Annotated in this window: 22 protein-coding genes; 10 read left to right on the plus strand and 12 right to left on the minus strand. The window is 47.7% G+C overall.

What is annotated here, in order from left to right; all coding sequences use genetic code 11:
- Positions 1-132: 132 nt before the first annotated feature.
- Positions 133-1,494: a dicarboxylate/amino acid:cation symporter gene (locus H6626_04060; GenBank protein USN48273.1), complete on the plus strand. Its 1,362-nt coding sequence runs from the start codon at positions 133-135 to the stop codon at positions 1,492-1,494.
- Positions 1,495-1,503: 9 nt separating this feature from the next.
- Positions 1,504-1,929: an acyl-CoA thioesterase gene (locus tag H6626_04065; protein ID USN48274.1), complete on the plus strand. Its 426-nt coding sequence runs from the start codon at positions 1,504-1,506 to the stop codon at positions 1,927-1,929.
- On the opposite strand, the gene udk is transcribed toward H6626_04065, so the two are convergent.
- Together udk and H6626_04075 are read right to left on the minus strand one after the other, a co-directional pair.
- Entirely contained in the window at positions 1,926-2,573 is a 648-nt protein-coding gene (udk, locus tag H6626_04070; GenBank protein USN48275.1) for a uridine kinase, read from the minus strand. The genes H6626_04065 and udk overlap by 4 nt on opposite strands.
- A gap of 60 nt (positions 2,574-2,633) precedes the next feature.
- Entirely contained in the window at positions 2,634-4,214 is a 1,581-nt protein-coding gene (locus H6626_04075; GenBank protein ID USN48276.1) for a peptide chain release factor 3, read from the minus strand.
- Positions 4,215-4,382: 168 nt separating this feature from the next.
- Between H6626_04075 and H6626_04080 the strand changes: the two genes are divergently transcribed.
- The gene (locus H6626_04080) at positions 4,383-4,616 is read left to right on the plus strand and encodes a ferredoxin (protein ID USN48277.1); all 234 of its coding nucleotides are present in this window, start codon (positions 4,383-4,385) and stop codon (positions 4,614-4,616) included.
- On the opposite strand, the gene psd is transcribed toward H6626_04080, so the two are convergent.
- Positions 4,613-5,452 (minus strand): phosphatidylserine decarboxylase, encoded by an 840-nt coding sequence (gene psd, locus H6626_04085; protein USN48278.1) that lies wholly within the window; start codon positions 5,450-5,452, stop codon positions 4,613-4,615. The two genes, H6626_04080 and psd, sit on opposite strands and share 4 nt — an antisense overlap.
- Before the next feature lie 206 nt (positions 5,453-5,658).
- On the opposite strand from psd, the gene H6626_04090 reads away from it, so the two are divergent.
- The 3 genes from H6626_04090 to H6626_04100 all read left to right on the plus strand — a co-directional run bounded on the left by H6626_04090 (position 5,659) and on the right by H6626_04100 (position 8,545).
- Positions 5,659-6,390: a DUF481 domain-containing protein gene (locus H6626_04090; GenBank protein USN48279.1), complete on the plus strand. Its 732-nt coding sequence runs from the start codon at positions 5,659-5,661 to the stop codon at positions 6,388-6,390.
- Positions 6,391-6,605: 215 nt separating this feature from the next.
- A complete protein-coding gene (locus H6626_04095) occupies positions 6,606-8,126 on the plus strand; it encodes an FAD-binding protein (protein USN48280.1) in 1,521 nt (506 codons plus the stop codon).
- A 110-nt stretch (positions 8,127-8,236) separates the two neighbouring features.
- Positions 8,237-8,545 carry a nucleotidyltransferase domain-containing protein gene (locus tag H6626_04100; GenBank protein USN48281.1) on the plus strand — a complete coding sequence of 103 codons (309 nt, stop codon included), beginning with the start codon at positions 8,237-8,239 and terminating at the stop codon, positions 8,543-8,545.
- 106 nt (positions 8,546-8,651) lie between these two features.
- Here H6626_04100 and H6626_04105 read toward each other — a convergent pair whose 3' ends face one another.
- The 6 genes from H6626_04105 to H6626_04130 all read right to left on the minus strand — a co-directional run bounded on the left by H6626_04105 (position 8,652) and on the right by H6626_04130 (position 15,342).
- Positions 8,652-10,430, minus strand: coding sequence for a PQQ-like beta-propeller repeat protein (locus H6626_04105; protein ID USN48282.1), 1,779 nt, complete (start codon positions 10,428-10,430; stop codon positions 8,652-8,654).
- Between the two features lie 170 nt (positions 10,431-10,600).
- A complete protein-coding gene (locus H6626_04110) occupies positions 10,601-11,545 on the minus strand; it encodes a hypothetical protein (GenBank protein ID USN48283.1) in 945 nt (314 codons plus the stop codon).
- On the minus strand, positions 11,542-12,084 hold the full coding sequence (locus H6626_04115; GenBank protein ID USN48284.1) for a hypothetical protein: 543 nt from the start codon (positions 12,082-12,084) through the stop codon (positions 11,542-11,544). The genes H6626_04110 and H6626_04115 overlap by 4 nt, the downstream gene beginning before the upstream one ends.
- On the minus strand, positions 12,084-13,442 hold the full coding sequence (gene scpB / locus H6626_04120) for an SMC-Scp complex subunit ScpB (protein USN48285.1): 1,359 nt from the start codon (positions 13,440-13,442) through the stop codon (positions 12,084-12,086). The genes H6626_04115 and scpB overlap by 1 nt, the downstream gene beginning before the upstream one ends.
- On the minus strand, positions 13,439-14,491 hold the full coding sequence (locus H6626_04125) for a segregation/condensation protein A (protein USN48286.1): 1,053 nt from the start codon (positions 14,489-14,491) through the stop codon (positions 13,439-13,441). The genes scpB and H6626_04125 overlap by 4 nt, the downstream gene beginning before the upstream one ends.
- A 197-nt stretch (positions 14,492-14,688) precedes the next feature.
- Positions 14,689-15,342 carry a site-2 protease family protein gene (locus H6626_04130; protein USN48948.1) on the minus strand — a complete coding sequence of 218 codons (654 nt, stop codon included), beginning with the start codon at positions 15,340-15,342 and terminating at the stop codon, positions 14,689-14,691.
- A gap of 49 nt (positions 15,343-15,391) precedes the next feature.
- On the opposite strand from H6626_04130, the gene H6626_04135 reads away from it, so the two are divergent.
- A complete protein-coding gene (locus H6626_04135; protein USN48287.1) occupies positions 15,392-16,636 on the plus strand; it encodes an outer membrane protein transport protein in 1,245 nt (414 codons plus the stop codon).
- Here H6626_04135 and H6626_04140 read toward each other — a convergent pair.
- Positions 16,633-17,823: a hypothetical protein gene (locus tag H6626_04140; protein ID USN48288.1), complete on the minus strand. Its 1,191-nt coding sequence runs from the start codon at positions 17,821-17,823 to the stop codon at positions 16,633-16,635. The two genes, H6626_04135 and H6626_04140, sit on opposite strands and share 4 nt — an antisense overlap.
- Positions 17,824-18,038: 215 nt before the next feature.
- Between H6626_04140 and H6626_04145 the strand changes: the two genes are divergently transcribed.
- On the plus strand, positions 18,039-19,466 hold the full coding sequence (locus tag H6626_04145; GenBank protein ID USN48289.1) for an HD domain-containing protein: 1,428 nt from the start codon (positions 18,039-18,041) through the stop codon (positions 19,464-19,466).
- Positions 19,467-19,687: 221 nt separating this feature from the next.
- Here H6626_04145 and H6626_04150 read toward each other — a convergent pair whose 3' ends face one another.
- Together H6626_04150 and H6626_04155 are read right to left on the minus strand one after the other, a co-directional pair.
- Positions 19,688-21,970, minus strand: a complete 2,283-nt coding sequence (locus H6626_04150; protein ID USN48290.1) for a hypothetical protein — start codon at positions 21,968-21,970, stop codon at positions 19,688-19,690.
- A gap of 84 nt (positions 21,971-22,054) precedes the next feature.
- Entirely contained in the window at positions 22,055-22,450 is a 396-nt protein-coding gene (locus H6626_04155) for a cobalamin B12-binding domain-containing protein (GenBank protein ID USN48291.1), read from the minus strand.
- A 101-nt stretch (positions 22,451-22,551) separates the two neighbouring features.
- Here H6626_04155 and H6626_04160 point away from each other — a divergent pair, with 101 nt between their 5' ends.
- Positions 22,552-23,709 (plus strand): acyl-CoA dehydrogenase, encoded by a 1,158-nt coding sequence (locus H6626_04160; protein ID USN48292.1) that lies wholly within the window; start codon positions 22,552-22,554, stop codon positions 23,707-23,709.
- Positions 23,710-23,765: 56 nt separating this feature from the next.
- Positions 23,766-25,136 (plus strand): dihydrolipoyl dehydrogenase, encoded by a 1,371-nt coding sequence (locus tag H6626_04165; GenBank protein ID USN48949.1) that lies wholly within the window; start codon positions 23,766-23,768, stop codon positions 25,134-25,136.
- Positions 25,137-25,269: the final 133 nt, after the last annotated feature.

Raw genomic sequence — 25,269 nt, forward strand, 5'->3', positions numbered from 1 at the left:
TACTTTTGGTAGCAATGGTGCGTCACTTTGGTGACGCACCATTGCTACCAAAAGTAATCCGATACCTTTTGGGTACCTTTTAACTTCACCAAATGAGAACATTGTTTTGAATCAAAGTTAAGGTGATTTTCAATGAACCATACACTTCCAGACGCACTCCCTTCTCCAAAAACCCTGATTCATCTAAGCGGGGAATTGCAGAAACTTTTAAATCAACACCTTTGGGCCAAAATTGTTTTTGGACTAGTATTGGGCTTGGGATTTGGCGTGATTATTGGTCCTGAGATGGGATGGGTTTCGCCCCAACTTTCCTCCACCATTGGCGAGTGGGTGGCGTTGCCGGGCCGCATATTCTTGGCCATTGTGCAGATGGTGGTTATGCCTCTTATCTTTGCCTCTGTTGTGCGAGGGTTGGCTAGTAGCGGCAGCCTTGAAAACTTGAAAAACTTAGGCCTTAAAGTGATTGTCTATTACACGGCCACCACGGTGACCGCTGTGACGGTGGGACTTCTTGTGGCTCAGTTGATTCAACCGGGGCACAGCATTGACCCTGAGAAAATGCAGAGTTTTTTGAATCATTCACAGTCTTCCGCTCAAACACCGCCGCCGGAGGGAAACCTCAACACAGGTTTGTCTATTAATCAAATCCCGAAGACTTTACCCTCTCTGCTTCCGAGCAATCCGCTAAACGCCATGGTGTCTGATCAGATGCTGCAGGTGGTTTTATTTGCCGTATTCATCGGTGTGGCGTTGATTACATTGAGCCCCTCTGTGGCCAACCCCCTCATCCAACTTCTTTATTCCATACAAGAAGTGTGTATGGTGGTCATTCGCTGGGCCATGCGACTCGCCCCCGTGGCAGTGTTTGGACTTATGACCCAACTCACTTCACAAGTGGGATTTGAAATCTTAACAGGGCTGAGTGTTTATATTGCCACCGTGTTACTGGGACTATTTGTCGTACTGTTGATTTACTTATCCATGGTCGCCCTTTTGGGGCGCACAAATCCTTTCGTATTTTTAAAAAGCATTCGAGAAGTGCAGCTGTTGGCGTTTTCTACCTCAAGCTCTGCGGCCGTGATGCCACTTTCGATCAAAACAGCCGAAGAAAAACTTCATGTTCGAACGGAGGTCTCGCGCTTTCTGGTGCCACTGGGAGCCACTATCAACATGGACGGAACCGCCCTTTACCAGGGGGTCGCTACTCTCTTTCTAGCACAGCTTTTTCACGTAGATCTTACGCTCACTCAACTGACCATGGTTGTGATCACGGCCACCATGGCTTCTATCGGAGCCCCAGGCACTCCGGGCGTCGGCATAGTGATACTCTCGATGATTCTGTCTAGTGTGGGCATCCCCACTTCAGGAATTATGCTTATAATGGGCGTTGATCGCCTTCTTGATATGAGTCGAACGGTGATCAATGTCAGTGGTGATATGACGGCCTGCCTTATCATGAATCGTCTCACCGAAAGCTCACCCTCAAAAACTTAAAGGTAAATTATGACCGCCGGAAAACAACACACTATTTTCAACCACTCCCTTGTCATCAAAGAGCACCATTTAGACACTTTTGGCCATGTCAATAACGCCACTTACCTGCAGATCTTCGAGCAGATTCGCTGGGATATCTTGGAGTCCAGAGGCTACGGATTGGGGCGCATACAAGAAACTGGTCTTGGTCCAACAATTTTAGAAATCAACATTCGATTCAAGCGAGAACTGAGAAACCGCGAAAAAATCAAAATTGAAACTCAATATAGCCACACAAAGGGCAAACTGTTTTTCATTGAGCAACAGATATACAATGAAAATAGTGAAATCTGCTGTTCAGCCACTTTCACTATGGGTCTGTTCGACATGAGAAAACGAAGCCTTGTCTCTCCGAGTGATGAGTGGATGCGAGCCATGTCAGACGGAGGAGTTTAAACGCCCTTTGGCACTTCCACCCGAGAGGAATAACCAAAGAGTTCTAATGTTTCTATGAGGGGCCCTCGCATACTGCCCTCCCCACGAAACACCTTGTCGGCATACTGCTGTGATGGTTCCACAAAGAGGTCATGCATGGGCTTTACATACTTTTCAAATTGCCGAGAAACCCCTTCTGGTGTTCGTCCGCGCTCGGCCACGTCGCGCGCAAGCCGCCTTTTAAAGCGTACTTCTTCAGTGGTCTTAATAAAAATACTATAATCTAATAGCTCCCTGATTTCGGGCCGGCTCAAAATAAGAATCCCATCGATTAATATAACTGGCTTTGGCACTTGCACTTGAAAGTCAGCCTTACGCGTGTGGGTGACAAAATCATAATCAGGGACCGGCACAGAGTGCCCCTGCCGCAAAAATTTTAAATGCTGAGCTAAAAGCGAAAACTCAATGGCATCTGGATGATCAAAGTTAATATCTTCGCCACATTTTACAACGAGCTTTCCATGATCCAAATAGTAGGAGTCCTGGTAAACAATGGCGCAAAGTTTTTCGCCAAGCACTCGTTTTAATTCACGGGCAAACGTGGTCTTCCCTGAAGCACTACCCCCAGATATCCCGACAATTAAATGTGTTTTTTGTAAATCCACGCTTCCCTCTTAAGGACCTCTTATGGGTCACAGTTTTTTTACCGACACAGGGCACTTCAGCTAGCCACCAGTGATATGAAATTCCACCCCTGGGTTCTCTTTGGTCAACCAGCGCAAATCCCACTCTCGCTCAAGAAGCACCACGGGTCGACCACTTACGTCTTGATAGATTTTTGCGTTGCCCTTTAAACCCTCTCGCACTGGCTCGCCATTTTCATCGCGAGGCCAACGCGCCACTGACAGCGGCAATTTTTCTAGTTTCACATCCAGTCGATATTCATCGTTAAGTCGATACAGCAAAACATCAAACTGCAATTCTCCGACCACCCCAAGCACGGGGTCTTGTTCACCAACCAAGGGGTCAATAAACACCTGAACGGCTCCCTCTTCTGAGAGCTCACGCACACCCTTTTGCAGCTGCTTTCTCTTTAATGGATCTTTAATAGACAGTCTTGCAAATACTTCAGGCGAAAACCGCGGCATCCCTGAGTATTCTATGTTCTTGCCATCAGTGATGGTGTCGCCAATTTGAAAATTTCCGGTGTCTACGAGGCCCACTATATCGCCTGCATAGGCCTCCTCTACGGTTTCCCGATCCTGGGCCATAAATTGATTGGCATAGGCCAGTCGCAATTCTCGCTTAAGCCGCATGTGCTTCACTTTCATGCCCCGGCGAAACTCCCCAGAGCACACTCTAACAAAAGCCACGCGGTCGCGGTGCTTTCGATCCATGTTGGCTTGAATTTTAAAAATAAACCCCGAAAACCCCTTGTCATGCGGATCAATAAGGCCATCTTGGCTGCGCCTAGCCACGGGCCCCGGCGCGTAGTCGGCAAAAAGATCTAAAAATAAGTCCACGCCCCAACTGAACTTGGCACTGCCAAAAGTCATGGGCGACACTTCACCAGCTAAAAACTCTTCAATTAAAAATGGTCCCAGCGCCCCCTCCAGAAGTTCTAAATCCTCTTGAAGTTTATTAAACAATTCATCACCCACAAGGTCTTTGATTTTTTTATCCTGCCAACCATCAACCGCCACCACTTCTGGCTCGATTTCACCTTTGGTGTAGAGGTACAATTTTTTATGAAGGCGGTGATATAGACCACGAAAACTCTCCCCCATTCCTATGGGCCAGGTGACAGGAAAACAGCGGATCCCCAATGTACTTTCCACATCGTCGATCAGCTCCATGGGCTCTTTTCCATCGCGATCCATTTTATTGGCAAAGGTAAATATAGGCATCTTTCGCAAGCTGCAAACTTCATAAAGTTTTCGGGTCTGAATCTCAACCCCTTTGGCGGCGTCTATAAGCATGGCCGCTGAATCGGCAGCCACCAACGTGCGGTAAGTATCTTCACCAAAGTCCTTATGGCCTGGAGTATCAAGAAGGTTAATGCGCAATCCACGATGATCAAATTGCATCACACTGGAGGTGATAGAAACGCCCCGCTCCTTTTCAAGAGCCATCCAATCGGAGGTGGCCGTCTTCTTGCCGGCCTTGGCTTTCACGTCTCCCGTTTCGCGAATCACACCACCGGCAAAGAGTATGCGCTCGGTGATTGTGGTTTTCCCCGCATCAGGGTGCGAAATAATCGCAAAAGTGCGGCGCCGGTCGATTTCTTGATCCACAGATAAAGTCACAAATTCCCCTTAATTTCTTCAAAAACAACCGCCAATTTGTAACCGGCATTGAGTCTAAGTTCAAGTTGAAGCTCTGCGAGCAACCCTTGAATATAAGTAGACTTTCAGATACCTTAGAAAGGGCGAGAAGGGGCCCTTTAACCCCCACCCACTCGCCAGGAGACTTGCGTGGCTGACAAAGATAACAAATACGACGAAAACACCCCGGGAAAGTACTATGTGGACAAAGAGTGCATTGCCTGCGACGCCTGCGTCATGACGGCCCCAGACAATTTCTCAATGGATGAAGACGACGGACATGCCTTTGTGGTCCATCAGCCAAAAAGCGAAGATGAAGAAGATCTTTGCCGGGAGGCTATGGAGGGGTGCCCCGTGGAAGCTATCGGAAATGACGGCGATTAATTCGCTAAAATAAGCCTTTGCCCCATTTTGACTGGGCCCAACTTCACCTGAGCCAGATCAACAGCCCCCTTGGGATACATCACAATCACAGTGCTCCCCATATTGAACACACCCAGCTCATCGCCCGCATTAACGGGCATTCCGTCTTCTCCGTATGTTTTACTCATCGGCTTTCGAAAGTGAGAAGTATTGGTTCGAATCTCAGGGTCGAAGGCCACGGTGATCTGACCAACATTTGTGGCCCCCACCATAACCACAGCCACTCTACCCAGTGATCCTTCTATCCAAATCACCACACGCTCATTGCGGGCAAACAGATCTGAAACCCGCTTCACACTATACCCATTGACGGGCCACAATTGGCCAGGAACATAATCGACACCCACAATGCGCCCCGAAACAGGGGCATGCACTCTGTGATAGTCCGTAGGACAAAGATAGTAGGTGAAATAACTCCCAGCCTCAAATTCTTGCGGCAATGCCGGGCGAGCGAGAAAATCGCTGGCCTGATAGAGTTTTTCCTTCGCCTGAATCATCAATCCGTTGTTTATAAGCCCTGAAACTGTGAGCTCAGAATCCGCAGGATGCACCAAAGGGCCTTCGATGGGTCGCACACCAGGTTTTAACTGGCGAGTGAATAAAGCATTGATCGTGTGGTATTGGTCAATGGGCAAAGCCGCCTCTAGCAAGTTAATTTTATACCGCTTGGCAAACCATCGCACAGACCATGGCCCCAAGGGCTTGGGCAGCTGAATCTTTGTGAGCTGACCCACCAAAAAACTCAAAATATTTTTGGGGATACATCTCAGTAATAGCAATAAAATGGGCTGTTTCATCTGTTTTTATCTATCAGGTCCCCGGCCGAAAAGGCACTTCTATTGCCAATCAATATTCACCGTGTCGAATCCTCTGCGTCCACTTTTGACCCTTTGAATAACAATCAAAATTGCACCACTAGACACATTAGAAAGGCTGCACTATCGTCGCCCTCATGCTAATTCGAACTCTACTTTTCGGGCTTTTGTCTCTTGCGAGTGCTCCTGTGGGAGCTATCGTTAACATTGAATCACTTCGGATGGAACCGAGTGCGCCCGTACAAGCCGAAGCCCTGGTTTCTATTGACGGAAAAGTGGGGAACTCACAAAAAAATGCTTACAGCTTTTCTGGACAAGTACGAACAGATTCGGGGCCATTTCAAAACTTAGGCCTGATAAAGTTTAAATATGAAACCAGTCAGACTATAAAAACCGCTGACCAATTACTAGCGCATTACCGCTGGAACTATAATATATGGCCAAACTCATCCATAGAATCCTATGTGCAGTGGGAGAGAGATGTATTTAAAAGACTGGCTTCACGATCTCTTGCCGGGGCCGGCCTAAGAACCGCTCTTTCAGAAAGTGAAAGCTTTCGTCTCTATTTGGGAGCGGGAGCCTTTTACTATGAAGAACGCTACGAAGTAGATTCTCAGAATCAGATTGCCGAAATCGAGCAACGTCTGAGGGGAAATTTCTATCTCTCATCAAAAATAGATGTGGCTGAATCCGTCGATTTCAAGACGACCCTTTATTACCAACCGCTTTTTGAGTCGCTTACGAACTCAAAAAACCCACAAGATTTTCGTCTACTCTGGCAAAACTATATGGAGTTTTTAGTCAACAGCCACCTATCGTGGGTTATTTCCTATCAATTGTTCCACGATAGCCAGCCGCCCGCGGGCGTGAAGACCACCGATCAAGAATACGGGACTTCACTGAAGCTTTCGTTTCGTTAGCACTCGGCCCCTCCCCCGAGAAAACAACCGCCTGTCGCCTGTGATCTATTCGGCTGGCCCCCGCCATTTCTATACCCATTCAACAATTTATATTATTTTTAAAGTGGGCCGTTAAAATGCCCCCGAAAGCCCCGCTTTGATCCAATGTTCAACTCATCGATGCCTTGCATCGTGATGGCAAAATTGATACCTTCGCAAAAAGTGGCAGGTGGTATTTGAGTCAAATTTTTCACAATATTAAGATCGGTCTTGATGAGGAGCTTGAAGACCATCTCCAGTGGATGGCCCCCAACTATTCGAGTTATCATATTTTGCGAAAATCCGTGGATGCCCGGCGCCGTCATTCACCGCAAATTGTGTTCTCTGTCGAGGTGTTTTCTGAAAATGAAGCTCCACCCAAAGTGGACTTTGACATTGATCGCGTGGCTTATTCTGGGGCGCCCGTTTTAATTATCGGGTCTGGACCCGCTGGCCTTTTTGCGGCCCTTCGCCTGCTTGAGCGAGGCATCCCTTGCATTGTCTTTGAACAAGGCTCGTCCACCGAACAAAGAATGAAACACATCAATCGATATTGGCGCTACGGAGAACTCAATTCAAGAAATAATGTTTGCTTTGGCGAAGGCGGAGCAGGGCTTTATTCTGATGGCAAACTGATCACACGAATCAAATCACCTCATATACCTTACGTGCTCCGACGGCTCGTGGATTTTGGCGCCCCAGAAGAAATTCTCTATTTGGCTAATCCCCATGTGGGGTCGGATCGATTGCGACGAATTATTCCCCATATTCGCAAACATATTTTATCAAGCGGGGGACAAATTTATTTTAACACTAAGGTGCAAAGCCTTCTATTAGAGCCCGACCGGGTGATCGGCGTACAAACAGAAGACGGCGCCAAGCATTTTAGCGACCACATTATCCTTGCCTGCGGCCATTCGGCCACGGACCTATTTGAACACCTCCAGCAACAAGGCGTGCATATAGAAGGCAAGTCTTTTGCTTTAGGGCTTCGCATAGAGCACCCTCAGAAGCTGATCGATCAAATTCAATATCGCGAATTTGCCGGCCATCCCAAATTGGGCGTAGCCAATTACAAAATCACACACCACGATGACAAAAATGACGTTGGGGTTTACAGCTTTTGCATGTGCCCGGGAGGATACGTTTTATCAAGCGGCACGGAGGCCGACGGCTTGGTTTCAAATGGCATGAGCAACTACAATAGAAACTCTCCCTATGCCAATGCCGCGGTAGTGGTCACGGTGGATCATGAAAAGAGTTTCGGCAATGATCTTTGGGGTGGCATGAAAATGCGGCGACAACTAGAACGTGAAGCCTTTCACCAGGTGCAAAAGGCCGGTGGCATCCGACAATTGCCCGTCCAAAAAATCACCGACTTCATTGATGGAAAACTTGGTAAGGCACTTAAAGGCTCGTGCCCCTCTGGGGTTTTGCCACTCCGCCTTGATGAGCTCCTCCCGCCCACAATCACCAACTACTTGCGAGAGGGGCTTGAGCGGTTCTCTAAAACCATGCCCGAATTTATCACAGACCAAGGACAATTTTACGGCGTTGAAACAAGAACCAGCTGCCCCCTGCGAATCACCCGAGACAAAACCACCCTACAATCCTTGAGTCACCAGGGACTCTACCCCACAGGTGAAGGTGCTGGCTACGCTGGAGGCATCACCAGCGCCGCCTGCGATGGCGTGAGAGTGGCTGATGCAATTTTTTAGATTCAAGATTGACCATAACGCCGATACAGAAAAAATCACTTTTCATTGAGCTTATCAGTTATTATTATGATTCATGGGCTTATATAAGTTAAATCCAGATAAAGAACTCAATGTTTGGGCAAAAAAAAGAAGCCCAAAACATTGTCGATTCTTTGGTTAAAAAGATCAAAGTCAGTGAAGTTTACCTTTTTGGCTCTGTGGCCTCGGACCAATTCACTAAAGACTCTGACATTGATCTGTTGCTGGTTTTTGAAAACCAAGACCTCTTAGAACACGCAAAAAAAATTATTTATGGAAAGCCTCTATCAACCGTGGGTGTTGACTACATACTTAAAACAAAAGAGGAGTTCGACAAACGTAAATCCATTGGTGGTGTTTGCTTTGAAGTTCTCCAGCACGGAGTACAACTCTTTGGCTGAGGACAAAAAGCGTCTTTACAAAAAAGAATACGCCGCTGAATCTGTATTGAAATGGGCTCAGGGTCTTTTAGAATCTTGATAGGTAAAGATTTACCCCTAAACTGGGTTACGGTTCACAATACAAAACCTCTGAGGCCGATGGTGTGGCGGCATATGTGGCACTTTGTAAGGTGGCCTGATCAATAAGTGTGTTGATATCTACATTGGATGTGGTTTCAACTGGTCCCGCACTTTCGTTTAACGTCAAAGTGGAGTCAGTTAAGGTGAAGTCCCACCACTCGGCGCAGTCGTATTGGGCAACGCTGCCATCAAAATTGATTTTAGTAATGAGTGCTCCTAAAGTCACTGAGTATCCAGCAAGCTTAATGGATTGATCTTCAGCCTCGGCGAGGTCGTAAAAAAATGAATCCCTGGACAAACTCTTACCCCATAGAAAACTGCCTGTATCGGACACGCTGATCACTACTGGCTGATTTGAAGAATTAAAACCCACGGCAAAATACTGGCCGTTACTCAACTGTCGAACCCTGTTAAGACCCACGCTGGTTTCCACGGGCCTCCATACCCAAATTATATTGCCGCTACCATCAACTTTTACAATCACCGGCTGCCCACTTATTTCTCCCAACAGAACAAAGTGACCGTCAATGGTTGATGAAATATCCAAAAAAGAACCCAATGTCCCTGGGCCGACATCAAAAACCTTGTTCACCAACGGCACGCCCGCATTTGTTAATTTCAAAAACCACAAATACCGGTCCCCTCCGCCCGTCTCCATGCTACCAACACCTAAAATGTCATCAGATGATCCTGACTGCGCAACCTTATACAGAGCACTATCCTTTGTTGAATCCCCATCGAACCGTTTCTGCCATTCAATAATTCCGGCCGCATTTGTATTTATGATCATGCCTCCATCGCTGCCAGACATTACATTTACTGATTCCCCTACAAGAGTAAGACCGCCATCGCCCATACCCACTGAGTCATAAACATACACTCGACTCCCAAACGTTGAATTAACAAAATCGCGAGCCCATAGCGGCTCCCCAGTATCTAAGTCCAATGCCAGCGCCATACCATAAAACGAGTTCTTTTTCCCGGCCACATAAACAGTAGATCCCATAACAGCGCCATTATCAAAAAAGTGCATCTTCAACGCCCGCTCCCAAACCAACTCTCCGGCGTTGGTTTCGCGACGAACATACACTCTGTTGCCACCGTCTATGTAATAACCCACATATATTTGATCGCTCGAGCCCGGCACGGGAATAATGCGAAATAAACCCGACGATGATCCAAGCGACAGGAACCGAATCGGATAAGGGTACCTCGTGTATTCCACGGTGATAGGATCTGGCAAACCATTGACTGAAATATTGGCCCCGCCAACATAGGAGATGGTCACCGAACCATAGCTCAAGGGTGTTAGAACTAACGTGTACTCGGAACCACTTCCAAGCACTTGTGTTATTGATGCGTTTTGCACATCAAAGTGAGTTTCACTTAATCCACTTACAGGACCAGAAAACTCAACCCGAACTTCTATGGTCGAGCTATAAGTTTTATCTGAAAACGACCCCACAAAAGAAATCTGCGCAGAAACCGCCTGATTTTTTATAGCGCCATTGATCTGGTTGTCCGCCAGCTGACAGGACACAAGAATACATAGAACTATTCCCCCACCCAACAGCTGACTTGTCGATTTCAACCAGTTCACGTCAAGACTCTCCCTAAAAAGAATTTCCAAATTCCATGGCTCCACTGTGATCACCTTTTCTACCCATGCCATGAATTCAGAACTCGGTACGATTAACGGTTTAATTGTCTCACACTTTTGGGCCACCCAACAATAGTGAAAGGTGCCATTTGTCAACATCGCCACCTATTACATCCTGCTGACCGACGGGGCGACGATCACCCCCTTTCTCAAATTTCAACGTCTTAAATTGAGAAAATTTGAGAACCCACCGATGGATTATAACCACGACAATTTCACACTAACTCAGTATGAACATTATTGGTTCTATTTTTTATCTACATGCGGCAGACACCCTAAGCCAATATCCACTTATCAAATCGATTGTGCCATTGGCGAATGTATTTAGGGTCCACAAAGGGCAAATAGGCGAGCGTCATGACCAAGGCAAAAAATGGTAAGCCCATAAAAAGACCAATAAACCCGTGCATGCCTATGCCGAGGAGTAGCCACCAGTATCTAATGCTTGATATCCACACCATCACCGGAAAATAGATTTCAAAAATCAAAGTGGTGAATGTTAAAAGCGCAACCAAAATGGGAGCATGCTGCAAAAAACTAAGATCAAACATCATGGTGTTCATATCACCAATCACATACCAAACAGCCGTGCCCTCCCACCATCCAAACCCCTTTAGCTTTTCAAGGCCCGTGTAGCCGTAAGCAATACACAGCTGCAGTTGGACAAGTCGAATCCCGACACTGCTCAAAATATCTGATTCGAGCAGCTCATGCTTTGCCACTTTCACCATGGGAGTGCGACGAAAAGCCGAACGCCACAGGTTACTGGCATTAAAATACTTGTTGTGATCAACAAAAGACAAAGCCAATAGCCAGAAAGTATTGAAGACGTCCGCTCCGTAGGCCACACCGTAATTTCGCTGCACAAACCCCACATGCAACAAAAGCACAAGCCACGTCAGGGCCCGGCCCACAAGCCCCAGAGCCAAGGCCAACAGCAGCGCTAAAAACAAAACATAGCTCCAATAAATACCCACATCTGACGAAAGAAACAGGGCCCAGGCTGGCCGAACCACTTCCGGAAACAACTTTAAAGCCATGCTGTGGTTTAGAAATCCGCTGTCGGTGTAAAACAATTCAATGTCTTGAAAGCGGATCAAATACATGAAGAACATTACAAAACCAAGCAGTGAGCGAAATAGCGAAACTTGAATAAGGTCTTGAGGCGCAAACCAAAACTGATCCCAAGTGCTAGTGAGGCGATGGAAAAATGCTTTCACAATAACCCCCGCTCACATTCATATTCACGAAAGGGGCCGGGAAACACCTCGTTGAGGTCATACACATCGCCCCTAAGATCTTGGGCCTTTTCAATGCCCACAATCTGCTGTCTGGTGATACGAACGGATAACTTGGTGGCTCCCGTATGCACCTGACATAACCAGGGCAACAAGAAATCTTTAAACTTGACCTCATCACTGGTTGTAAACATGCCGTAAGCCATACGGCGATTGTAGCCTTCTTTTGACAAATACTGAGGCCTTTTTGCCGGCGGAAACCGTAAGAGATCTGGGACTCCGTCACCGTCGCTATCTTGAGATTCTCCATCTTCATCAAGAACTTCGTACTCTACCCATGTGGTCACAGGTGCTGGCGAAAAAAACTGCCAGCTGGTATTTATGGTGAGCCAATTTAAATAAGAAGAATAGTAGGGGTACAGGGTGCGACCAAGCAGTGATCCGCCGTTGGGCCCCACCACCACCGCCATCAGATGGTACAGAATCAGGCCAGAAAGAACAATCTTGGCAACCTTTTTCATTAAAGATCCAGAGGCTTATCTCCGCCGGATCCTGGCTCACTAGGTTCTGGTGGATTTTCATCAAATACAGCAAGATCCTCTGCCAACTTTCCCATCATTTCTGATACCGAGCGAGAAGTGCCTGTTTGTTCCTTCGGGACGTCCTGTTCAGTGGCCGCCGAGGTGTCGCTCTCTGCTTGGGCCAATCTTGTCTTGTCAACCTCTGGTTGGGTATCCTCTTGCGATTCTGAAACTTCGGCTACTTTCACTTCTTCAGAAACTCCATCGCCAGACTCTGATGCTTTTGCGGTCACTTCTTCAGCCAATCGAGCTTCGTATTTTTCAAGCCACCGCTGGTCTTTGTCTTCGACAGGATCACCCATAACCAGAGCTTCACGAATATCCTGAGCCCGCTCGGCGTCTCGCCTTTCTTTTTGTCGGCGCTTTTCTTCTTCGAAAAATTCAGATGAAGTGGTGATGTCGGCCAATTGCTCAGTGATCTTACCTAGCTCTTCTTCACTCTCTGAATAACTCTCTCCCACCTCTTTTGACATGGAATGAGTCACATCTGAGAGAGTTTCCTTTTCGTCCTCAATGTCACCGATGCCTTCAGGGATCAGTTCATCAATTTCACTGAGACTTGGAAGTTCTTGCAGATTTCTTAAGCCGAAAATTTCTAAGAACTTTTTAGTCGTTGCATACAACATAGGCTTACCCGGAGCCTCACTTTTACCCGCAAAGGTAATAATGTTTTTCTCCATCAACCCACGCAAAAGGTGCCCAGACTCCACACCCCGCACCTCATCCACATCGTGTTTAATGCAAGGCTGCTTATAGGCCACTATAGACAACACCTCAAGGGCTGGACCTGAAAGTTTAAAAGGCCGCCCTTTGACTGAACCCTTAATGAAATTCATGTGATCTATTTTCGTTCGCAACTGGTATCCATGGGTGACTTCTTCAAGGGTCACACCACGATTGGGGCTAGCATATTCAATTTGCAATTTCTCAACGGCGCGACGAATATCTTTGGTTCTTATGTTGGTCCCCTTAAAGGGCGCCTTCAGTGCACCTAGTGATTGCGGCTTATCTGTTGCAAATAACAAACTTTCCACAATACCCATTAATGTGTCTTCGTCGACAAACTGGGTTTCTTCCACTTCCGCACTCTCAAAGTCTTCTAGCTCTGTGCCGTCAGCCACGCGAAGATCATCTTGGTCTTCAAGATCATCCGAGGCCTCCATCTCTTGGTCCCCGTCGGCATCGACCTCCGCCGTCATTAGACCCTCGTCATCAAAGCCTTCTTCAAGTTCACTGGGATCTAAAACCAATGTAGTGTCGTCATCAAACACTTCGTCAAACTCTTCTGAGTCACTCATACCATACCCTCGTTATTTTCAGAGCTTGGCCCTTCGCCACGATCGATCGCTTCAAATCGAGCCTCTTCAGCCAAAATATCGTCATCCGTTGCCGCATCCACGCCCACTTGTTCCGGCGGAATTTCTTCTTCAAAGTCATTCGCAGACCATTGCAATTGACCTTCCACGGGTGCCGCCGTTTCATTGGTTTCTTCAGCCGCCTCCAGCTCATACTCTTCAGGTGTGTCTAATAACTGGGCTTCGCCAGTGACTTCGTCCATATTGAGGTCGTCTTCGTGGTTATGAACATAGTCCTCCACGCGACTGATCGCATCGTTTTCGATTTCTTTTTTCGTTTCAATATGAATATCCGCGAAGTTTTCGCTTTGAAAAAGGGCGACAAAGCCTAACTTTGCAAGTTCTAGCAAAGACAAAAACGTGATCAGCACCTGTCCTGTGTATTTTTCACCGGGAGACTCTGTTATCAACTCAGAAAAACGCAAAGTTCGTCCAGCAATCAACCGGGCTTTGATTTCAAGCACCCGCTCACTGATAGACTGAAGCTCCGTACCCACCCGATGGATGGCTTTTTTCATATTTCGCACAGCAAAACGATAGGCCGAGATCAAAGAAAACAACGGATTTTCATCCACAACAATATTGTCTTCATCATTCACTGGCTCAAAAGTCTCGCGCACACCGCGAGAGAAAACATCTCGCCCCAACAGAGGTCGCTCATACAGTTGCTTTGAAACATCTTGAAATTTTTCATACTCAAGTAGTTTTTGAACCAGCTCTTTACGGGGATCGTGCGATTCGTCTTCTTCCCCGTCCTCGTTATATTGAGGCAGAAGCATTCGAGACTTAATATGGATCAGTGTGGCGGCCATGGCCACAAACTCGCCGGCCAACTCTAAGTTGAGCTGCTTCATGGCTTTAATATAGTCGAAATATTGCTTTGTGATTTGGTGGATATTGATATCAAAAATATCCATTTCTTCGCGCCGAATCAGGTGCAAAAGCAGGCCCAGCGGACCTTCAAATTTTTCTATTTGAACATGAATACTCAAAATCAACCCTCAAATTGAATGACCCAAAACCCGTTAAACGCCCACCTCTACGGGCCATTGAAACAATGGCGCCCCTTGATTTCAACAATTCTTTTGGGATTTATCAATCTTTTCATAGGGGTAGAGATCAGTCTCAATCCCCCCTTTGAAGACAAAGGCTTGTGGGAAAAGCCATTGAACTTTGTTGACGCGCAAAGTTAGGAGACTGTCATCACCAGATGAATCACCACATTCACAACACTTGAGTACAGCCAATGAATGGGCACCGCCAAATATCGAAATCCGCCCAGCACAAACATTAAAATAAGTCCCACTTGCAGAATCTGCTGCTGATCCTCTAAGAACTGATTGGCCGCCGGAGGCAAAAATCGAGCAATGACCTTTCCCCCATCAAGAGGGTGAAATGGCAAAAGGTTAAATACGGCCAAAATAAAGTTCAGATAAATAAAAGTATTAACAACCTCAATCCCCGCCCGCACGGCCGGCGCATCGGAATGCGACATCAACAATAAAAAAAGCGCAAGTGCCCCAACAAAGGCCAATAACACGTTTGAAAGTGGCCCCGCTAAAGCGATCCAAAACATATCCTCCTTGGGCCGACGGAGGTTTCGCGGGTTGACCGGCACAGGCTTTGCCCAGCCAAATAAAAATCCCCACTGCGAAGCAATGGCCAAAATGGGGAGGGCCACCGTACCCACAATATCCATGTGAGCCATAGGGTTCATGGTCAATCGCCCCATCATCTCGGCGGTGTTGTCGCCTTTGAGCTTCGCCACAAAGCCATGGGCGTACTCATGAAAACACAGGGCCAATAACAAAGCGGGCCATAAAGACGCCACCTTCCATGCCATCTCAAGTAAATTGAAATCTGCCATGGCATAAAGCTATACTATTTGCGCTATGAAGACAAAGTTATCCCTGATCTTGATTTTAATTTTTATAACTCACCCTTCGGTGGCCGCATTTTACAACTATAATTCGGTCATGATTGGCAGTCGGGCTGCGGGAATGGGCGGAGCGTTTACCGCTCTCACTGGTGATCCGGCGGCAGTTTCTTACTACAACCCGGCCAATCTCGCCCGCATGGAAGGCTCAAGCCTTTCTGCCGCCGTGAACCTTTATAATAAATATGAAACTCTTTTTGGTGAACAGCAGGACTTCACTGAGGCGCCGCTTCGAGTCAATCAAGGATCTATTGTGCCCGTCCCGGCAGCCAGCGGAAACGTGTACACCTTTCATAATTTTGGGCTCGGTCTTTCTATTATATCTCCTGATTTTGAAAACTACATTGGCGTGGTTGAAAGTGATGATCAATCCAGTAGCTTTCTGAACTTGAATGATTCTTCACTTTGGGTGGGCGGCAACTTGGCATTGAACCTCACTCACCAAACCAGCGTGGGCATCACCATTTATTACACTTCTCGCACATTTAACCGCTCGGTGACAGATCAACTCACCTCGGGATCCGATTCTGTGGTCACCAACGAAGAGAAAGTTTTAAAAGATAATTCGTTGGTCTACATGCTCGGCGGGTACCACCAACTGGGCAAAAACTGGTCCACAGGTATCAGCCTGCGATTTCCCTCGCTGCCGGTGAGCGGCAGCGCTGACTACTATCGATCCGTCATCAGCACCACATCTGGCGCCAGCACGCCGGTGAGCTTTAAGCATGTGAGGGCGCAAAGTTTAATCCCGGCAAAGGTGACCTGGGGGATAGGGTATGAAGAAAAAAAGAAAATGACTGTGGGTTTTGATTTAAGCTACTACGCCCCCCTCACCTACAGCGATGTGGAAGAAGAACTTGCCAGCGATACCTTTTATTTTCGTGACACTTGGAACATCAACGCCGGACTTGAGTACTATATTGAACCCTGGATCAGTCTGCGAGGTGGTTTTTTCACCAACCTCTCCTCACAGGTGAAAATCCCAGACAACCCCACTCGCCGCTTTGGGGACCACATTGATATGTTGGGCTTCACTACCAATATTGGTCTGCATACGAGTGATCTGACCACTGTCACCCTCGGTGGTTACTACAATGGGGGCCGCGGTTACTCCACCCAAGAAGTGGGACAACAATTTAAAAAGGTTGAAAAAAGTGTTCAGACCTTTTCTTTTTTAGTGGGCACTTCGTTTAATTTTTAGCGCAGATAGGGGTGGTTTATTTCGTCAAAAAACCAGATGGCCGGATCCCATGAGCCAAACACAGCACTGCTGGAGGAATAAAAATAGCTTGATTGCGGTACGCCTGTGCCGTGACTGAAATTCACTGCGGCACCACCACCTGTATTCTCATAGACTGAACTTTGATCGAAGGCCGAATTGACCACTGTTGCACCTACTGCAACCAACCCAACGATGGGGCCCACTTTATTTGAGGATGAAACACCAGACACATCGGCACGTGACCATGAATCTGAAACAATACCGCTTGAAAACTGATTGTACCCCACAACTCCACCCACTTGATCCCCTCCAGCACTCATGACCTGCCCCACTACATACACCCGCCGAATCTCGGCCCCTCCATTGTAACCCGCGACACCACCCACTTGATAATTATCTGACCAAACATATCCATCAAAAAAACTATCCGCAATCAGGGCTGCCGAGGAATTTTCACCGACTAGTCCGCCTGTGCGATACGACCCATTCACATAAGCATTCACAGCCGAGACCTGACGAATCTGACCACCCGAACTCTTCCCGGCCACTACGCCCACCGAAGTGTTTCCATAAATATTTGGATTTTTAAATCGCACATTTACCACTTCGCCACTAAGGCCTATACCGTGAAATAAACCCACGTAGTCCACACCCGGTGTCCCGACGTAGAGGTCTCTAATTTCGTGCCCCTCGCCATTGAGCTGGCCCACGAACATACTTCCGGTGCCGTGACCGAGAGGATTAATGACCCCCAGCGAAACCAGGTCTAAATCTTGTTTGAGCACATAGTGTTTTTGCAAAGACAGCTCATCTGCACCCATGGCCATCAACTGCGCGGGAGTGCAAATGGTGAAGGCATTGGCCTCTGAAAGCCCATCAATGCCTGCCTCGTTAGAGTTGGCAAAGGGACCGTTTGCTATTCTGGCCGCATCACAATAAGGGGCCGGGCCTCCCGCACTGCCGCCAGATGTATTATCCCCAATCGTTCCACCGCCATTCGGATCAGAAGGGTCAGCCGCGTTGTCATCACCACTTGGAATTTTATTAAATGCAAATATATCGAATTCTGGATCCACATTGGTACAAGCCACGTGGCTCATTCCAAACGCCAGAATAAAAAATAGAAAGGCTATTTTTTTGATCACTGAATTGTATCTTGAGCCCATGTCAGGCCCTCCTTTTTACGTTCCACATCTCCAACTCACTCAACGTCTAGTTTAGCATAAATTTCATGTCTCCCCAAAAAGGAGTCCCCGCCCGTGTATCAACTTGAGAATTCTGCAGCTTTTTTATTGAATATTCTCATTTTGAAACAATGTTCGATCCCCTCCCTATCGCTAAATTCTCAAGTCACCTTCTTTGCAAGCCGATAAATCCACTAATGGCAAAGCTGCAGAAGAAACTTATTTTTGACAACATCCACGGCCACATCACCCTAAATCGGGTGGAGGCCCGCATCCTAGAGACTCCGTACTACCAGCGCCTGCGTTGGATACGACAGTTGGGTTTTAGTTTCTATATTTTTCCAGGCGCCACCCACACTCGCCACGCCCATGCTTTGGGTGTTTTGCACACCATGGACAAAATCTTAAAGAGTATCGGTTTGGCCGTGCCCGAAGAAAAGCTGTTTAACCCCCGAGTGCAGGATGAAAAAACCATCTTTCACCGAACCATGCGGCTTGCAGCCATGTTGCACGACATCGGCACCTTTCCTTTTTCGCACACCATTGAACTGGCTTACATCAATCACTCAAGACAACAGAATCAACATGGCACTAAAAACGGTGTGGACGACCACGAAATCTTGGGCAGCCATATCATTTGCAACACCGACTTTGATGACGGCATCACTCGCATACTAAAAGAAGAAGGCATCGACCCCAAAGAACTTTCTCGAATTGTTAACGGACAGGCCAAGCGCCTGGTGGCCAACCAACTGATGCACTCGGATGTGGATGCAGACCGTATGGACTACCTTTTGCGAGACGCCCACCACACAGGCGTTAAACTTGGCCTCTACGACCAAGAATTCTTGATTCGCAACATGGTCATTCACGAAGATAAAGGTGAAGAAATATTATGTATCAGAGAAGACGCTATGAATGTGGCTGAGTCCTTTTTGATTAGTCGATATTTTTGGTATTCGCAGATCATCAGCGACGGCACAAGCTACAAGTTCGACCTTATAGCAGCAAAAATTTATCAGTATTTCTTAGAAAACGGACTTGCCCACTCGTTTGAGCACTTGATCAAACATGTAAGCCTGCACCCCAATGAATACTTCACGTTTAATGACTCTTACTTTATGGCCCTTTTACACGAGTATCTCGCGGGCCGAATTATGCATCCAATGATCCGAGAGCTTAGCGAAATGCTGGCTCGTCGCATACCTCCGGCTCAAATTAAAATTGATCCAGTCAAACCCACTCTCGTGCAAAGTGTTGAACATCGCAATGAACTTGTTCAAAAAACCACGAAGGCCGCCCATTGGCTAGAGGCCGAACTCAAATCTCTAGATCCCAATGCCTGGATTATTTTTGATATTCCCAGCAAAGATGTGATGTTCACCAAAAATCACGATGCCCTACTGCAAGACTATAAAAAATCGCAACAGCTGCTTGCACCTGATTCAGTGAAAATCCTTACTCGCCACAATGAGCCTAAGCTACTTATCGATGTATCGAATTCCCTGATGAGCGTCCTTAGCAACTACCGAAATTTCTTGCCTCGAATATACGTAAGCCCAAAAACCTATGAACTATTAGAGTCTAAAAAAGTTCTGCAAAAAATGAAGAGCTTAGTAGCATAAGTACCTGCTTCCTTTTGTTGCGACCATGCGTTAGGCGAGGCCCCCAAGCGGGCGCCACCGCTGGCCCGAGTGGCCGCATGTCGTCTTCGGATTGCGTCACTGCGTGCCGCAACCCGGATACGCCATGCACATCGGGATAGCGGTGGCGCCCGCTTGGGGGCCTCGCCTAACGCATGGTCGCAACAAAAGGAAGCAGGTACTTATGAAGGAAGCCGGGTGACCTAACGGGGGATCACACCGGGTTGACCCGGTCCCACGATCACGCCGTCACCGGGCGACGGACGCTTGGGATCAACCGGACGAATACCATCATAATCACCACTGTCGTCTGATGCCACTGACTCCACAAACTCACCGGGAGTTTTTGTAGAATATAAGACCAGTTCGTATTGAGAAAGCTTCGTGCCCCGAATGCGGTATTCAAGTTTCACACCTTCACCTGCGAGCATCAACGCCACATCAAGACTAAATGGTGATGCCATAGCCCCCTTACCCATAAGCGCGTAGGCTTTTGTGAAGGCTTTTGCATGTTGCGAATTCTTTTTCATTTGGGCTAATCCCGAGAACAAATTCAACACCCCTTTATAGGTCTGCTTTGGCAATACAGACCGACAATGCTCATAATCCCAGGCATAATCGTAACAAAGATCATAGGGATCAGTATCGTCCTTTAAATACTGTTCGACCAGGCGCCGCGCCTTCTTTGCCAAAGACACCGCACTGTGCTTTTCAGCCTCAACCATCATTCGGCGAGTTTGACTCTCACTTAACCAAAGCGACAACTTGGCATCAGTGTAGCGAAGGTTTTTATCTTCAGGAATATTCACCCGCACATAATCGTCAAATCCCGTACGGCGAACGATGTATTGAATGCCTCTTTGCAACTTCCAAGAGGAGGAGTGGTCCGCATCAAAAGACCAAGACATTTCACCAAACACACCTGATACGGGGCGCCCACCTTCTTTGGGTTTGGCCGTATAGTAAGCTCCATAGAAGTTTCCCACATTATTGTTGTGACTGGAGAAAGCGCGCCGCCGCTCTTCTTCTCTGAACAGACCGTAGCTCACGTCTATCTGTGTGCCATCAGACAACCGATCCTTTCTTGAAAAACCAGCAATCAAGCCCTTATTGATCTTCACATTCAAAAGAATAGGAATACCAAAAAAGAAATTGGTGAATTTGCCTTTTTCTACAATAGCTTCCGCATCAATGCTATTGACTTCAGGCACCTCAGGATTGGCACCAAACTCTTGAGCAATCTGTAAGTTTCCGTTGACGAGGTCAGAGTAGACTTTTCGGCCCACCTCTGTACCCAATTGAATCTCGAATGAGAACACTTCGCCTTCAGTACTGTATTGATATTGACCACCAGACACGATCACCGAGTGAATCTGCTGATACGATGTAGCGACCTCAAGACTTCGAACTGTCACCAGAGCCGAGTTTTCACTTTGTCTCTGCACTACCGTTTGCCATTTTCCTTCGTCCACCGCACTGGTGGAGCCACCCACCCAACCGAGGCCCAGTCCGGCCAAGTACATCATTCCGCCCGAAGACATATAGCTCACACTGTCTCCCACATTCCACTCGGCCAATTCATCAAGATCTTGTGGCGGCGTTGACAATGAGGGCAGGCTATCTGCAGACTCCAATGTGGGCGCATATCGAATGGATGTGAGTTCACTTCCAAATACGGGAATAAGACCCACGTAGGCCCATAATTTGTCGCGAAGTCCGTCGGCGTTTTTATAGTACCAACGCACTCTCGCCCCCACTCCGCCTTTAATTTCAAAGTGCTCCACCACATTGAAACCATCCCGATAGTCTTCGTAGACCAGCGTGCGAGAGCTTTCTGATTTCAATCCCTCATCAGACTGTTCGGTTTTATTAATAACCTTTTTATATCCGTCAAAATCCAAGTACAAAAGCGGTTCGATTTTAGCCTTTAGCTCGCGAGCCTGCTTTTTGTTTTGAGCTTCTTCCGTGGGGTTTTCGTCATCACCGGGATCTTCGCTGCCAGGGTCTTCATTTCCTGGGTCTTCATTACCAGGATCTTGGTTGCCGGGATCTTCATTGCCCGGGTCTTCGTTGCCTGGATCTTCAAATCCTCCGTCGCCGCCGCCACCGGTTCCGGGGTCACCACCTGTTCCAGGACCACCACCCGTTCCGGGATCACCACCTGCTCCAGGATCACCACCCGTTCCAGGATCACCACCCGTTCCAGGATCACCACCCGTTCCAGGATCACCACCCGTTCCAGGATCACCACCTGTTCCGGGATCACCACCTGTTCCGGGATCGCCACCTGTTCCTGGGTCACCACCACCAGGATTTTCAAATCCGCCGTCATCGCCACCCGAGCCGGGGTTGCCGCTGTCTCCAGGGTTTCCACCATTGCCGGGATCATCTATCACCGGCGGTTCAAAATCATCTATGAGTTGAGCATGTGCTAAAGGTAAACAAATATAAAAGGCTATGACTAAAAAAGAGAAATAAGTCCGCACAGAAATCCCCCCCGAATTATTTGTGTCACTGGACAAAACGCCGAGAACATAACTTAACTTGAAAGGACTGGCAAAAGCATTCGCCTACGATTCTGTCAGGATTTTGTTAATCACTTCGACAATCTGCTGCATCGCAGACCCGGGGCCAAAAACAGCACTCACGCCCAACTCTTGCAGATACTTCGCGTCATCATTAGGAATAATCCCGCCCACAAATACCGGCTTATTCACGCCAGAATCACCGAGCAACCGCAAAATTTCTTTCACTAAAGGAATGTGGGCCCCTGACAGAATAGACAAACCAATGATATCCACATCTTCTTGAATGGCCGCCGTGACTACCATTTCAGGAGTTTGATGGAGCCCCGTGTAGATCACTTCGAAACCGGCATCCCGCAGTCCCCGTGCGACCACCTTGGCCCCTCGATCGTGACCGTCTAACCCAGGCTTAGCTATTAATACTCGCCTAATCTTTTGCATTGACGTGAAGTTACACGGTCATTACCACTAAGGCAAGATCAGCGAGATGCGATTCTTTTTTAGCCGACTTTTTTTGCTTAAGTCTTAAGCGGGAGGACTTCATGAGCACCACACAACCAGCACTCACCACATTAAACGAAGATGAAATTGCTTTTCGCGATGCCATTCGCACTTTTGCTGAAGGCGAAATTCGGCCCCTCGTCAACAAAATGGATGAAGAAGCAAAGATGGACCCTAAACTGGTGCAAAAACTTTTTGAAATGGGTCTAATGGGCATTGAATCCCCCGAAAAATTCGGCGGAGCCGAGAGCACCTTCACCATGGCTTGCCTGGCTGTGGAAGAAATGGCCCGCATCGATGGCTCAGTGAGTGTGCTTGTGGATGTGCAAAACACACTGGTGACCAATGCGTTTTTACGTTGGGCCACAGAATCACAAAAAGATAAGTATCTGCCAAAACTGGCCAGTGAATGGGTGGGCGCCTATGCTCTCAGTGAAAGCTCCAGTGGTTCGGATGCCTTTGCACTTAAACTCAAAGCCGAAGATAAAGGCGACAAGTTTGTATTAAACGGACACAAACTTTGGATCACAAATGCTGGCGAAGCCCACGTGTTTTTAGTGTTTGCAAATATCAACCCCGAACAAGGGTACAAAGGCATCACAGGATTTATCGTAGAGCGCGACTTTAAGGGATTCACTGTGGGTAAAAAAGAAGACAAGATGGGCATTCGTGCCAGCTCCACCTGTGAACTTATTTTTGATAATTGCGAAGTACCAAAAGAAAATGTCATTGGCGAAGTGGGCAAGGGTTATAAAATTGCCATTGAAACACTCAACGAAGGTCGAATTGGCATTGGCGCGCAAATGCTTGGCATAGCACAAGGGGCTTATGAGGCCACTATCAACTATGTGAAAACTCGCGAGCAGTTCGGTCGACCAATCAGCTCCTTTCAGGGTTTGCAATTTCAGTTGGCTGAGATGCGCACATCTCTAGAGGCGGCACGGCTCATGGTCTACAATGCCGCCCGCCTCAAAGATGCCGGCCAGAATTTTGTCAAAGAAGCCGCCATGGCAAAATTGTACTCCTCAAGAGCTGCAGAAAAAATCACTTCCATGGCTGTGGACCTCTTTGGCGGAAACGGTTTCACGAAAGAATACCCAGTTGAGAAGTTCTATCGCGATGCTAAGATTGGCCAAATCTATGAAGGCACGTCAAATATGCAGCTGCAAACCATTGCAAAGATGGAATTGAGTGAGTGAACAAAAAGCCTGATCTCAAAGTGAAGGTGGCCATCATCGGTGCCGGGACAGCCGGCATGACCGCCTTTCGAGAAGTGCAAAAAGTCACTGACGACTGGGTAATGATTCACTCTGGACCCTTTGGTACCACCTGCGCTCGCGTGGGCTGTATGCCTTCAAAATTATTTATTCAAGCGGCCAATGACTTTCACCGCCGACACAAATGGAATGAACTCGGCCTCCATGGCGCCGATCAACTCTCTGTGGATTGGCCTGCCGTCATGAAAAGGGTCCAAACTTTCAGAGATCGCTTTGTGGGCGGCGTTTTAAAAACCATCGATAGCATTTCTAATAAAATCATTCATGGCACGGCTCAATTTGTTGAGCCACAGGTGCTTGACGTAGACGGACAGCGCATTACGGCTGATAAAATAATTATTGCCACGGGCTCAAGTCCCATTGTGCCAGTCCCATGGTTGTCGTTCAACGATCGTATTCTCACCACAGACGAATTCTTCGAACAAACCGAAATCATCGGACCCTATGCTGTAGTGGGTACTGGAGTCATTGGTTTAGAATTAGGACAAGCCCTATCTCGCCTAGGAATTGAAACTCATCTGTTTGGCGACATTCCTTTTATTGGTGGACTCACAGACCCTGTGGTCAACGATTATGCTCTTCAAACACTTAAAGAGGAACTTAACCTCCACCTTGGGCACCGCGCAGAGCTCTCAAAAAGCAAAAATACTATCGGTGTCACGGCTGGTCCGGTATCCACCGAAGTCCATCAGGTGCTCGCGGCCATGGGTCGCAAACCCAATTTAAAACCTTTAAACTTGCAGGCGGCTGGCGTGCCTTTAGACGAAAGGGGTCTACCCAAATTCAATCCCCACACAATGCAAGTTGAAGGCTTACCGCTATTTTTAGCCGGAGACATTAACGGTGATCGACCCATCCTCCATGAAGCCGCTGATGAAGGCCGAATTGCCGGATACAATGCTGTACGCGATGATGTGATCCGCTTTCAAAGGCGAACCCGGCTTGGAATTACCTTTTCAGACCCCAATCTGGCTTACGCCGGACAGTCGTTCGAGCAAATCAAAGACACCGACCATGTGGTGGGTGAAGTGCGTTTTGACGGACAAGGGCGATCCCTCGTGATGGCCAAGGCCAAGGGCATTCTGCGTGTTTATGTCGATAAAGAATCTGGCCTCCTTTTGGGCGCCGAAATGGTCGCTCCCGCCGGAGAACATTTGGCCCATTTACTCTCTTGGGCCATCCAAAAAAAGATGACCGTACACGAAGCCCTGGCCATGCCGTTTTATCATCCTGTTGTGGAAGAGGGACTAAGAACAGCCCTGCGCGAAGCCTCAAAACAAGTAAAAGCCCCACGCCCCCAGCTAGAAGTGCCTGAGTGCCACAAGTTGCCCCATGAGGATTGCAGCTAAAGCCCCCGATAACCTTTAAGAAATCACCACATTCCCGTGGCAAATCCCCCACAAAATGGCGTGGCGTTTGCAGCGTATTTTCTCTTTAAGGGTTATTGAAACGGTGGGGCCCAACGCTTGCAGTTGGGGGGCA

Source organism: Pseudobdellovibrionaceae bacterium, assembly GCA_023898385.1.
Lineage (GTDB): Bacteria > Bdellovibrionota > Bdellovibrionia > Bdellovibrionales > UBA1609.